Below are 13110 nucleotides of genomic sequence, written 5' to 3' on the forward strand. Positions count from 1 at the left end.
ATTTAAATTAAAATTTCACAGTATCTTTTTGGTAAGTACGCCACTTTTTAGTGCGTACTTTTCATTTTATATGTACATGCTTTACTATTGAAATAGTTCAAAACAAGGTTGAAGAATTAAAAAATCTCTTCGGCAATTGAAGGAAAAATCTAAAATCAAAAATTGAGTGACTCCTAACTAAATATTCATTAACAAAGAGGAAAACTTATGTCTCAAAATACAATTACCCACTTAATTCATGATCGTAATTCCCGTGGTCACGTTCAAACAGGCTGGCTCGATAGTTATCACACATTTTCCTTCGGTAGTTTTTACGATCCTAACCGGATGGGATTTCGCTCTCTGCGGGTGATTAACGACGATCGCGGGGCCCCTGGTGCTGGATTCCCTACCCACGGTCATCGCGACATGGAAATCCTCACATACGTCTTAGAAGGCGCAGTAGAGCATAAAGACAGCTTGGGTACTGGCTCGATAATTCATCCCGGTGATGTACAGATTATGAGTGCTGGTACTGGAATCAGCCACAGCGAATTTAATCCTTCGCCAACTGAACCACTACACTTGCTGCAAATCTGGATTCTTCCTGAGCAACAAGGATTGACACCAAGATATGAACAAAAAACTTTTCCTCTAGAAGAAAAGCGCGGCAAACTCCGCTTAATTGCTGCTAGGGATGGGCGCGATGGTGCTGTGACAATTTACCAAGATGTTGATTTATATACATCTGTTTTAGAGGATGGTGATGTTGTTAATTATCAAGTCAAACCTGGTCGTTATGCCTGGTTACAAGTAGCACGAGGCATAGTTGACTTGAATGGCGAGGAACTCAGAGCAGGCGATGGAGTGCAAATCAACGGCGAAGAACAGTTAGAAATTAGTACCAATATCGGTGCAGAAATCTTGCTTTTCGATTTGGGTTAATATCCCATTTATCTGCTAAAAGGCTCATCTAAATGAGCCTTTTACTCAGAATATTGCATTTAATTATTTTTCAGCCAGAGATTTAAATCTCTGGCTGATAGCCGAAATTCACTTAATACCAATTACCTGTGAGGTTGCATAGAAAAAGCTGCTTAGAGCGACTTGTCTCACTAAGCCTGATTTTGTGCAGTTTCACAAATAATTTTATAAGTCGATTGAAAAGTTTTTTAATTAAGAGTTTCCATAACAAAATTTTTCGCTTGTAGTTTGGATAAGATGCCAAAATAAGATAATTTGCTTGTAGTATCACCACTACAACACTCCGGTAGTTAGAGACGAATGCTTTTTGGGAATTCTAAGAAAAAGAAAAAGTGAAGTTTGTGTTCACAATAGAGTCCAACGCACTTTGTTCTATTTTTCTACCCATTACTTTCTACGCCAGAGGTGGTTGTGGTAACGACATCAACAGAGCAAACACTAAAACTTCCTGTTCAGTTAATTTGGACAATAGGGCTAATTTGCTTATTGCCATCAGCGTTAAATTTGTTGGGAGTCAGCTTTGCTTCCAGTCAGATATCCCGGAATTTAAAGGTTATTTGTAATCCTGCTAGTTTAGGATTTTTGGAAGAAGCTATTTACCAAAGCTTAGAAGGAAGCTTCGTTCATACAATTTTAGAATGGAGTGCTGTCTGTACTGCCATCTTCACTATTATTCTAGCTTTTGCTCACTTTTATATAAAAAGCGATATTATTACACCAATTATTGGGGTGACTTTGTTGTGCGCCGGACTAATAGATGCATTTCACACCCTAGCTGCTGATAGGTTAATTGAAGCCGTTGCTGATAACAGTAAGCTTATCCCTTTTACTTGGGCACTTTGCCGACTTTGCAATGCGTTAGTGACGATAATTGGCGTCAGTATTTTTCTGATCAGCAAACCCAAAAAGTGGCAAGGTAGTTTCAATTTTATAGTTGTAGTGACTTTAGGCTTTGGGTTATTTTGTTACAGCATAATTGCTATTTGCGCCACCAGTCACACCTTGCCACAAACTATCTTTCCCAAATCAATTATTACTCGACCTTGGGATATCATACCCTTGATTCTTTTTTTGGTAGCTGGCATTCTGATTTATCCACGCTTTTGGCACAAGTATCCTAGTTTATTCTCTCATGCTCTAATTGTTAGTACTATTCCCAATGTTGCTACCCAATTGCACATGGTTTTTGGCTCAACGGCTCTGTTTGATAATCATTTTAATATTGCTCACTTTTTGAAAATTATTGCCTACTTAGTGCCCTTGGCTGGACTGATTCTCGATTACATCTACGCTCATCGTCAACTGCTAATAGCTCTCAAACAGGCACAACTTTATACCGAAGCTCGTGATCAGGCTCAACTTGCTCAACATACACTCTCACAATTGCAACAAACCCAAGCACAAATCATTCAAACAGCAAGAATGTCTAGCTTGGGGCAACTGGTAGCAGGAGTAGCACACGAAATTAACAATCCTGTCAACTTCATCTATGGCAACCTTAACCATATAAATGAATATAGTCAAAACTTACTACAATTAGTGATGGCTTATCAGCAGCATTATCCCAACCCACCCCCATCACTTCAACAACTACTTAATTCTATAGAACTCAACTTTCTTGTAGAAGACCTCAGCAACATTCTTCAATCGATGCAAGTCGGTACAGAACGCATCCGGGATATTATTGTATCACTACGAAATTTTTCCCGCTTGGATGAAGCTTCTTTTAAAGAAGCGGATATTCATTCTGGTATCGATAATACCTTGATAATTTTGGATCACCGCCTTCAGACAAAAGCAGATGCTACTGGAATTAAAATTATCAAAGAATATGGTCAATTGCCTTTGGTGCAGTGTTATGCTCGGGAACTGAATCAGGTATTTTTGAATATCATAACAAATGCTATAGATGTTTTAGAAGAGTCAGTCAAAACAATTAATGAACAACACAAAACACCCAGCATCTGGATTCAAACTCAGCTAACCTCAGACAATCTAGTGTCTATCTCAATTGCTGATAATGGCAGGGGTATTCCCGAAGAAATTGGCTTGAAGTTGTTTGACCCCTTTTTTACCACCAAACCTATAGGCAAAGGGACGGGACTAGGATTATTTGTTAGTTATCAAATTATTGTAGAAAAACACGGTGGTAATATTTGGTATAATTCGACATCAGATGATGGAACAAAGTTTGTGGTTGAGATTCCAATACACCCTGGAAAAAATGTAGTTTAAAGTGGTGGTTCCTTTTAAACACTCTGTTGATTCTGGAGAATTTGCGATCGCAGCCTTACCGAGTCTTACCGAAAATAGCAAGCCAACCCGAAAGCATCGATTACAGTAATCAAAAACCTAACCCCCCAGCCCCTTCCCTGATCTGATGGCTGTTAGAGCAAAATTTCTCGATTGGGGTGCGGATTGGCGATCGCATTGGGAATTCTAAAGGTAGGGATACAAAATCACAATAGTTTTGACGTATTCCTGATGTCGCCTATTCAACCTTCCGCCACCTTAACAACGGTTTTAGAAGAATATACTCAACTATAGGATTCATCCTTGAATATTAAAATAAAGAACAATTCATTTAGAAGGAGATTTTGGTGATGGTTATTACTATAGTTACGCCCATCAAATTGTCTATGGTGTAGCTGAAACTAAAGAACGAGTGATTGCCAAGGCTCTACAAGCTTCGGTGATACTAGAAATAAGTCGATTTCATAATTTTTATCTTGACAAGGAATATTTATAATATTGGGTTAGTGCTTCAGCAGCAAAATATGGAAAATACGAAAAGTTAAACCAATTTTTACATAATACTTTTCCAGAGGTAATGATGTACAGATTTAGCTTTTTAACTCAGGAAAATATATACATAATTGGCGAAACTCCGTGTGGAGATTGGGCTGGTTTATATATAAAGTGCGAATTTGTGTATAATCCATAATTTAAATCCTACACTTCAGCAAAATAACTTATACACCCCAAAACACAAAAATTACTGGGTATATTAGAAAGTTATAGGTTGAATTGAACATTCGTGTTACCCAACAAACCACGAAAAATGTTGGTTTACCCTTCGGAATCTTGCTACGTTCCTCAACCCAATCTACACAGGTTAAGGTTTTTGGCTTTAACTGAACTGCCTTTTTGCGTAAATCCTATAATATATATGATGTGATCAATCAAACAAGAGGGTGTGGTGATAGGATTAATTAAATTTTGAGCCAATTCAACAGAACAAATGGTACGCACAACCCCAGCACAAAAGATTCCTATTGATAAACTCCAAGCGACTCTAGCTTCTCTAGAAAAGCTACAAGAGAAGGACAAAGAAGAACTATTACCGCCAGAGAAGGTTTATTTTCTGCAAAATTCAGCTTCAATCGGCTTAGAAGAAAGGTTATAGTTTCTTATAAAACTACCAAAACAACTAGGCGGAAACCGCCAAAAAGTTCTTAGCCTGGCAAAGATATATCAGACTTTAATATTAGAGGTGGCTGTAATGCCGACGATTCATTTTGTGGATGGTGAAAAAGGCGGGGTAGGAAAGTCTCTCTTTACTAGGACAATGATTCAGTATTGTCTGGATAAGAAAATCCCGTTTGTACCAGTGGAGACAGATAGATCGAATCCAGATGTCGCAGGGGTATATAAGGAGATATGTAAGTATGCTGTGTTTAGTGAGAATGAACGACAGGCAAATAAGGCAGATAGAATATTTGAGTGGGCGATAGAGAAGCCAGTAATTGTGAATTTAGCCGCACAATCGCATAGAGCAGTACAAGGGTGGATTGACTCTAATCAACTAATTGAACTAGGAAGTTGGCAGGGAGTGATGTTTTGCAAATGGTTTGTATCAACAGGAGGATACGACAGCATCAACCTGTTTACTCAGTCAGTGAATACCTACGGTGAGAAAATCCCTCATATTCTGGTGAGGAATTTAGGGCTATGTGATGATTGGGAGCATATAGAGTCAGATTCCAACTTTCAGAACATAGTAAATAAATATCACATAAAAGTTCTAGATTTTCCAAAGTTAGCATTTAGAGAAAGAAACATAATTGACCAAAATCACCTGACGTTTGCAGAGGCTAGAGAGTATAAAGAATTTGGGATAATTGGGAGACAGAGAGTAATGAATTTTCTGAAGCTTGCTTATGGTGCTTTTGAGAAAGTAGGTATCTGGGATGAAAAAGTTGAATAGCAGTCATTAGTCATTGGTCATTGGTATCAATGACTTCAGACAAACCTCAGCAGGAAATTGGATGGGGGTGCGTAGACACGTTGGCGTAGCCTCTTGTAGATAAGTGGCTTGTCAACAGACATCGCAAAGCGAATTTGACTACAATCCTTAGAAAGAGCAGCAAAAACCTAATGTCTAAAAAGTCCGATTCGCAGTTCCAAAATCTTTTTGCTTCACCCAAATCAACAAACTGGGACGAAAGATTAGCCCAAGTAGCCTATCGCTTTAACCGAGAGTATCAACGTGAAACCTTTGAACTCCCAACCGAAGTCCAGGCGATGCCGATATTCTGTGAGTGGATTGCAGGGAGTTTCTCAGGGAGAATTGCTTCCCCTTTCTGGGAAATTGCTAAACCTCAAAAGAACCAGCACTGTATAGATATTGGCTGTGGTATCAGCTTTTTAATCTATCCTTGGCGGGATTGGCAAGCATTTTTTTATGGGCAAGAAATCAGTAATGTGGCCCGTGATACCCTTAATTCCCGTGGGCCGCAGTTGAATTCTAAGCTGTTCAAAGGTGTTGAGTTGGGAGCAGCCCATCAGTTAAACTACTCATCAGAACAGTTTGACTTAGCGATCGCAACAGGATTCAGCTGCTATTTTCCACTCGAATATTGGGATGCTGTACTGGCAGAGGTCAAGCGGGTGTTAAAACCAGGTGGACATTTTGTGTTTGACGTTCTCAATCCAGAACAGCCTTTAGCAGAAGATTGGGCAGTTCTGGAAACCTATTTAGGGGCTGAGGTGTTTTTAGAGCCTTTGGCTAAGTGGGAAAAAACGATTAAAGCGGCTGGTGGTAAAGTAGTAACGCAGAAATCAGGGGAATTATTCGAGTTGTATAAGGTGCGGTTTTAAAAATACTGTTACTCAGGGATAAGTAGACTTGATGGATCTAAAGAAGTTGTAAAAACAAAATAGATGACCCCAGCTCCAAGAATCATCACGGCGAGACTGAACAGCAGCACCCAACGATCTGTCGGTTCATAAGTATCTTCTTCGATATCACGACGGACTGCGAAATAGTGTCCTGTTGAGAGCCATACCGTGATTAAACCCACCAGCGAGAAGACTAAACCTAATTTCCAGCCGTTGCCGGGACGGGGTATCAAAGGTACTTGGAAAGCACGCAAACGCACGATGACGACACCAAAACCTAAAAGAGCGATCCCTGTCCGCATCCAAGCGAGGTAGGTACGCTCATTTGCCAAGTGATCTCGGATTCGGGACGGATTCAGTCGTCCTGGCTTTTTTTTCTCTTTATCTTCTTCTGTAGGTTTCAATAACTGCATCAATAATACCCTTATACCCAAAGAGGCTCCTCTCAAAAAAATGCGGAGGTAATAGCAAGTCTCCTTGCAGATGACTTGCACCCAGCGCAATAGTTGCACTAATGAAATATACCTCTTGTGATTGTACATTTTTTCCAAATTTATTTTAATGCAGATATCTAATAATTTTAGGACTTACGCAATAACTCTCTAAAACTCCTATTCCTTCGTGTACTTTGCGTCCTTTTCTAAGAGGATGTTTGAAAAGTATTTAGCTGTGATTTTAGGCACTTATTGATCCCCCCTAAGCCACGCCAGTCGAGGAAAGGGGGAAACCCCCTGTTCCCGCGCTAGCTCCCCTTAAAAAGGGGAGAGCCAGAATCAAAGTCCCCCAATTTAACGGGGATTTAAGAGGAATATAGAACGTTTTGATACCTAAAATAGGACTTTTAAAACATCCTCTAACGAGACACGCAAAGAACGTGGTTCGCTTTTCATAATTTTGCGTAAGTCCTGAATTTATCTGTCTAGATGATTGTCTTTACTTTCTCTAGCAGTTTCTACTTCATGAAAATGATCTATTGACCACTGACACAGTAGACGAAGTGGCTTAACTAAAGTTTCTCCCAGTGATGTCAATGAATACTCTACAGTAGGAGGATTAGTAAAATAGACTTTGCGCTTCACAAGACCATCTCTCTCTAAATCATGCAAAGTACGAGTTAGCATTCGTTGTGAAACGTCTCCAATTTCTCTATGCAACTCACCATAGCGTTTCGTACCTTGGGATAGGACGTAGATGATTGCTGTAACCCATTTGTCAGAGACCAGTTCTAGTGTCTGCCGTAAATAAGGATGATCGTTGAGGATTTTAGGTGATTGAGCCATGTTTAGGATAGATGCTACGTACACTTGTGTTCCTACTTGTGTAATGCAAGATGTTCGTTTGAGAATGAAGTCTAGAAATCTCTAAGATAATCTCAATGTTCAACGTCGCGCTTTATTTGATACACCGTGACACTCACAAGATTAACTGTTTGTATTAATGACAACAATAGAGGAAAACAGCACAATGAAATTTTCTGACTTCACTCAAGAAAACTCGGCTATACTTCTAATTGATCATCAAGTTGGCACTATGAAGCTGATCAAAAACTTGCCTCTAAGGGAGGTGGAGAAGAATACTCTTGCTCTTGCAAAAGTGGCAAAGGTGCTTAAGATCCCTGTGGTTTTGACAAGTAGCCAAGAGGAGCGGTTTCAAGGAAAGCTAATGACTACTCTAGCAGAAAGCCTACCTGAAGCTTACGAGGTAAGAGTCAAACGTGCAGGCATTGTAAATGCTTGGGATGATGAGAACTTTGTTCAAGCAGTCAAAAATACAAATCGTACTAATTTAATTATGGCTGGCATAACTACCGACGTTTGCTTAGTTTATCCGGCTATCAGCGCAGTGCGCGAGGGCTACAGTGTTCAAGCTGTTATGGATGCTTCTGGTTCACCATTCCATCTCTCAGAAGATTTAGCACGGCAGCGAATGCGTGATGCTGGGGTTGTGCTAACTGCTACGATCACTTTGATTGCTGAGTTGGTTAAAGATTGGAGCCGTCCTGAAGGCGTCGAGTTACAGCAATTATTGTTTAGTGATGTGTTACCCCCTGAGTTCATCGAAGGTACTAGCACTCCATATTAATCTTTAGATGCTCCCTAGTAATTCGTAATTCATAATGACGCTCCTACGTCACTAACGCTGTGCTAACATAATTCGTAATTGATGGTACAGAGCAAGTGTAAGTAATCAGGTATCATTAAGAAAATAGCCAAGATCAGAGAGATTTTTCACCAGTGCAAGTCAGGTTTCTTCTCTGATTTTGGCTGTTACTCTATTTAAATTTAGAACAATTATTCAAAAATAGACTATAGACCTCTTGCAAAAGTCCCAAAATCAGGAATGTCATTCTGAGCAGAACGCAGTGGAGAGAAGAATCTCATCAGATGTTTCGCTCCGCTCAATATGACAATTTAAGCATTTATGCAAGAGGTCTTATGCAGTTCTATTTAAAGACTGATTACTAGGCGCATTAGGAACTCGTGTATCTATGAGAGCCTGTGATATATCTGGGATAAACCAGTTAGCCTCTTTGCCTGTAATCACTTTCACAGTAGGAACATTTAATTCAATCGCAGCAGTATCTGGATTCGTCTTAATCACTAAGTGAGTTCCATCAAGTATCTTGAGAGCAGCTGGTCCTGTCAATTTTTGACCTTGCCCATTCGGATTAGAAGTGAAATTTGCTACCTTGACATCATTCGCTAGATAGATGCCATCACAATCCCAGTTATTTTTAGTGGACTGGCCATTAGCTAGAAAATACAGACCATTGGCGTATACGGAATCTTCATTGTCTTCATCATTTAGTCTTTTGCCGTATACTGCTATGGTATTACCTGTTTGGTTGTCGCATTGACCCCAATTGATTCCTGTCTCTAAAGCATATTTTTGCAGTGTTAATTCCTCGGTTCTCTTTTGAATTTCTTCTGGTGTCAGACTTTCAACTTGAGTTTGGGTATCTTTTGTCTGAGAGAGTTGCTTAAGAGCTTTAGTGACTTCGATATAATCAGGGTTTTTGCTAAATTTTGGTTTATCAGCAAAAGAAGGTTGAGCAAAGGCGAGATTAGCAAAAATCATCAAGACGATTAGCAGAGATTTCCAGATTTTCATGTTTTGGCTCCTGTTGATGGGTAAGATATTTTGCAGTATAGAATTCATTTTGTTCAGAAAATTCATGATCCACCTGTTTTTAGATAATTAATTTTTATTGTTCTTCACCCGAAGGCTGAGAATTGAAACCTAAAATCAATGAAAATATATAACTAGAAACTACAGATAAAAGAGTCCAAGTAACATTTTCTGTAACAATAAATATACCCAGTCCAATCAAGATACAAGGCACAAAAGTGTTGCCATTCTCAGTTAAAAACTGGGCGATCGCAGGCAAATAGGTTAATTTATAAGCGGTATAACACCACACACCCACTAGCGAAAAGAATACACTTAGTATTATCAGCAGACTATCTAATTCCAAATTGGCAAACAGGGGCACGTAGACGCTGATATTATCACTACCATTCGCAAAGGCGATCGCAGCTACATTGCATGTTTGCGGAGACAGAAAACTGGCAATTATAGAAGGACAAGACGGCTCGGTTTCTTCTTCGGCTTCCTCTGCTGAATCCTCTTCGCGTTTTAGTAAACTACTTACACCAATGATTATTGGCATTAAACCAAGTAGTCTGATCCAGTCCTGCGGTATGATTAGTCCACCGAAGAAACCGGGAAGGCTAGCAATGATCAATGCAGCAAAACCAAGATACTGACCAGCAAGGATATGACGACTGCGGAACGTTTTATTTATTTGTGAATAAAGCAACGTCAGAATGACAATATCATCGATGTTTGTGGCACTGAATGCCATGATCCCTGTGGTAATTGCAGTTACTAAACCGCTCATTTGTGGAAGTCCTTATTTTCATGCTTGGTCATTCAATTTTGGATTTTGGATTTTATATTTTGGATTGGATTGACAATATCCAAAATACTGGGATCAAAAATCCTATCTTGAGTAGGAATGCTAAATTATGATCTGTGTCGTTGTCACTGATGCGTCATATGCTTTGTTCTGCTGGAATTTTAAACCTTACTTTGGCCATTTGAGTTCGTGCCAAAGCCTTGATTTATACTCTAGTCAAACTAACCGATAGAATCAAATGCTTTTATTTGTCAAAATGATAAATGGAAGTGATTAAAATTTTGACACCAAGTTATAGGGATATCATAAATGGCAGGAATGACGCTTGAGCAGCTAAAAATCTTTCTGGCTGTGGCGCAGCAGTTACACTTTACTCGCGCAGCAGAGGAGCTTTATATTACACAACCTGCCGTCAGTGCAGCGATCCACAACTTAGAGCAAGAATACGGAGTGAAACTGTTCCATCGGATTGGTCGCCATATCGAGATTGCTGAGGCTGGTAAATTATTGCAAGTGGAAGCCCAGAAAATTCTTGATCAAGTCTCCTTGACTGAAAGGGGATTGCGAGAATTGAATAATCTGCAACGGGGTGAATTGAAATTAGGGTCGAGTCTGACAATTGGTAACTACTGGCTACCTAGCAAGATTAGTGAGTTTAAGAGCCGATATCCCGGTATCCAGATTAACTGTAGCCTTGCCAATACAGAAGAAATTTGTGTAGGAACGGCGACAGGACACTTTGATTTGGGTTTGGTGGAAGGAGATGTGAAGCCAGCGCTCCAGAGTACTCTGGAGCACGAAATTGTGGGAAGCGATCGCTTGCAAATTGTGGTAGGTCAAAAACACCCTTGGTTTGAGTGGGGAGAAATTGATTTAAGCCAATTGACTAAAACTCTTTGGGTGATGCGAGAACCAGGTTCTGGAACCCAGCAAAGGTTTGAGGAAGCCCTGCAAAATTGGGGAATCAATCTCAATGAACTGGATGTAATTTTAGTATTCAACAGTGGAGAGATGACAAAAGCAGCGATCGAAGATGGTGTCGCTGCAATTGGAATTTCTGAGTTGATGGTAAAAAAAGAAATACAGTTGGGAACTCTGCGGGCAATTCGAGTTATTGATAATAGAGAGGGCAACGGTGCGATGCCTACGGTGGGCTACGCCTACGCAGAAATAGTTCGACCTTTTTTCAAACTTAAGCATCGTCAGCGTTTTCAAACTGCTCTTTCTAAAGTCTTTGAACAAATGTTGATATCGTCTATGTAATATCATGTCCGGTTGAACAATTGTCATTGCGTTCGCCCTTGGCGTTCCCGTAGGGTACGAAGTGTTCGCGGTAGCGTCTCGTAGAGAAGCAATCTCCAAACCCTTGCGATTGCTTTGTTGCACTTCGTTGCACTTCGTTGCACTCGCAATCACATATCACAAGTAATTTGCCAGACATGATATAATATGGCTCAGATTAACATGTATCAAAATCAGTTATTTAAAGCAATATTTTGTCCTAAAGGACACGCTGTTCGCGTTCGCCAATTTAATCATAAAGAACCAAGGCGTTAGTCGTACAGAATAAAGCTATGAATTCTTTACGACTAGCGGATGAATTGAAAAATGCTGTAATCTCAAATCCGCTTGCAGGGAAGTCCCCATTGCCCCTTATCCCCTCCAGGGGCAGCGAGTTCCCCAATCCCCTTCACACCTTCTGCATATTTCTACTGATGGGGTCAAAACCTCTAGAAAATCGGGTGCTTTCATCGTAGTAAGCGCCAGTCAGATTTGCTCCATACAACTTGGCATAGTTGAGTTTGGCTCCCCGAAGATTTGCTTCATTCAGTTTGACACCACTTAAATTAGCTCTAGTCAAGTTTGCTTTGGCTAAGTTAGCTCTACTCAAATCTGCTCCCCAGAGTTTAGCTTTAGCTAGGTTAGCTTCACTCAAGTCAGATCCCCATAAATTGATTCCAGGCAAATAGGCTCCAATCAGCTTGTCTCTACTCAAGTTGACGGCTGGAAAATATCTTTCTCCTGCGGCAAAACGCCGTTTTAATTCTTCAACATTCATGCGTCGCGTTGACCTTCCTTAACAATACAGAAGTTATTTGTTCCCATTCCTGGTTTAGTTCTCCTGGAAACTCTGGCTGACCACTACGTCGATACCAAAAATGAGCATTGTTTAAATCGCCTTCTTTGCGGTGCAGGTAAGCATGAACCCAGGCACTATCGGCATCGTTGGCATTTTGAACTATTTCATGAGCTTTGCTCCAATCACCTTTCTTGTCATACCACATTGCTTGCAGCCCTTTTGGTAGTGTCTGAGCACATTGACGCTGTTTTTCAATTAATTGCAAGAATTCTTCTGTATTCATGATCGCCACTCAACAAGAATCAACTTCTATTTCTAAGATACTCCTCAGCTTTAGGTTAAGGCGAGTAGGGGGAGCATACTTCGACTACACCCAATTCTTGGAGAGGCTGCGCCTTAAGCGAAGCTATGCCGCAGGCTTTACGGCTACACTCAGGACAAGCTTGGTAACCAGGGGAGCAGGGAGACAGAGACTATGAGCTTAGAGCTTTTTTTGACTTTTCAAACATCCTCTGAGAGGATGTTTGAAAAGTCAAAAATATCATGCTGAATGAAGCGATAGCCAAGTATTGCATCTCGTTAACCCAGGAGAAATTGCGATTCTTCGCTCCACTTCGTTAGGCTCAGAATGACAAATTATACCTTTAGTACACTTTTCAAACATCCTCTAAGCTTTGTGAGCTTTCTTACAATACTCCCCCACTTTTAAAACATCCTCTAAACAAACACCAACGAATTTGACTGTGGACAGCTTTTATTTTTACCGCCATAGTGGACGGTTGTTTATTTTATATCTGCAATCACTCCAAATTTACTCAGACGTACAGAAGATATCTGGTGAAATTAAATATGCGTTATCCAGAACCTTTATAGAGACACAAGCGGAATTGGACTCGGCTTCTCTACGAGACGCTAACGCAAACGCCCCGCTGCACTAACGCCTCTCTACATTCTTTTCTAGAGATGTCTAGAGTTAATATAGCAATTTATTCCTTTTAATATTCGGACAATAGTCATTTTTTGGCAG

The 13110-nt window shown here is 40.2% G+C and carries 13 protein-coding genes and 1 pseudogene; 8 read left to right on the forward strand and 6 right to left on the reverse strand.

Annotation, left to right across the window (positions count from 1 at the left end):
- Window positions 1-207: 207 nt before the first annotated feature.
- The 6 genes and pseudogenes from V7K48_RS29810 (at window position 208) to V7K48_RS29830 (ending at window position 6063) form a co-directional block, all read left to right on the forward strand.
- Entirely contained in the window at window positions 208-924 is a 717-nt protein-coding gene (locus tag V7K48_RS29810) for a pirin family protein (RefSeq protein ID WP_335078117.1), read from the forward strand.
- 450 nt (window positions 925-1374) lie between these two features.
- Window positions 1375-3198: an ATP-binding protein gene (locus V7K48_RS29815; protein ID WP_335078119.1), complete on the forward strand. Its 1824-nt coding sequence runs from the start codon at window positions 1375-1377 to the stop codon at window positions 3196-3198.
- Between the two features lie 541 nt (window positions 3199-3739).
- Window positions 3740-3907: pseudogene (locus tag V7K48_RS35240) on the forward strand (nuclease A inhibitor family protein); the annotation flags it as partial.
- A gap of 297 nt (window positions 3908-4204) precedes the next feature.
- Entirely contained in the window at window positions 4205-4369 is a 165-nt protein-coding gene (locus V7K48_RS29820; protein WP_335078121.1) for a hypothetical protein, read from the forward strand.
- A gap of 96 nt (window positions 4370-4465) precedes the next feature.
- Window positions 4466-5170: a mobilization protein gene (locus tag V7K48_RS29825; RefSeq protein ID WP_335078387.1), complete on the forward strand. Its 705-nt coding sequence runs from the start codon at window positions 4466-4468 to the stop codon at window positions 5168-5170.
- Window positions 5171-5340: 170 nt separating this feature from the next.
- On the forward strand, window positions 5341-6063 hold the full coding sequence (locus V7K48_RS29830; protein WP_335078123.1) for a class I SAM-dependent methyltransferase: 723 nt from the start codon (window positions 5341-5343) through the stop codon (window positions 6061-6063).
- Between the two features lie 8 nt (window positions 6064-6071).
- Here the strand turns inward: V7K48_RS29830 and V7K48_RS29835 are convergent, their stop codons facing one another.
- Window positions 6072-6497, reverse strand: a complete 426-nt coding sequence (locus V7K48_RS29835) for a YidH family protein (RefSeq protein WP_335078125.1) — start codon at window positions 6495-6497, stop codon at window positions 6072-6074.
- Between the two features lie 498 nt (window positions 6498-6995).
- Entirely contained in the window at window positions 6996-7364 is a 369-nt protein-coding gene (locus V7K48_RS29840) for a winged helix-turn-helix transcriptional regulator (protein ID WP_335078127.1), read from the reverse strand.
- A gap of 184 nt (window positions 7365-7548) precedes the next feature.
- Here V7K48_RS29840 and V7K48_RS29845 point away from each other — a divergent pair, with 184 nt between their 5' ends.
- A complete protein-coding gene (locus V7K48_RS29845) occupies window positions 7549-8166 on the forward strand; it encodes an isochorismatase family protein (RefSeq protein WP_335078129.1) in 618 nt (205 codons plus the stop codon).
- 351 nt (window positions 8167-8517) lie between these two features.
- On the opposite strand, the gene V7K48_RS29850 is transcribed toward V7K48_RS29845, so the two are convergent.
- Window positions 8518-9195: a hypothetical protein gene (locus V7K48_RS29850; RefSeq protein WP_335078131.1), complete on the reverse strand. Its 678-nt coding sequence runs from the start codon at window positions 9193-9195 to the stop codon at window positions 8518-8520.
- Between the two features lie 94 nt (window positions 9196-9289).
- Window positions 9290-9985 carry a cadmium resistance transporter gene (locus V7K48_RS29855; protein ID WP_335078133.1) on the reverse strand — a complete coding sequence of 232 codons (696 nt, stop codon included), beginning with the start codon at window positions 9983-9985 and terminating at the stop codon, window positions 9290-9292.
- Window positions 9986-10312: 327 nt separating this feature from the next.
- Between V7K48_RS29855 and V7K48_RS29860 the strand changes: the two genes are divergently transcribed.
- Entirely contained in the window at window positions 10313-11266 is a 954-nt protein-coding gene (locus V7K48_RS29860) for a LysR substrate-binding domain-containing protein (protein WP_335078135.1), read from the forward strand.
- Window positions 11267-11693: 427 nt separating this feature from the next.
- On the opposite strand, the gene V7K48_RS29865 is transcribed toward V7K48_RS29860, so the two are convergent.
- Together V7K48_RS29865 and V7K48_RS29870 are read right to left on the reverse strand one after the other, a co-directional pair.
- Window positions 11694-12062, reverse strand: a complete 369-nt coding sequence (locus V7K48_RS29865) for a pentapeptide repeat-containing protein (protein ID WP_334870676.1) — start codon at window positions 12060-12062, stop codon at window positions 11694-11696.
- Complete coding sequence (locus tag V7K48_RS29870; RefSeq protein ID WP_335078137.1) at window positions 12052-12366, reverse strand: hypothetical protein; 315 nt, start codon at window positions 12364-12366, stop codon at window positions 12052-12054. The genes V7K48_RS29865 and V7K48_RS29870 overlap by 11 nt, the downstream gene beginning before the upstream one ends.
- Window positions 12367-13110 lie beyond the last annotated feature (744 nt).

Origin of the sequence: Nostoc sp., assembly GCF_036919615.1 — a bacterium.
GTDB lineage: Bacteria > Cyanobacteriota > Cyanobacteriia > Cyanobacteriales > Nostocaceae > Nostoc.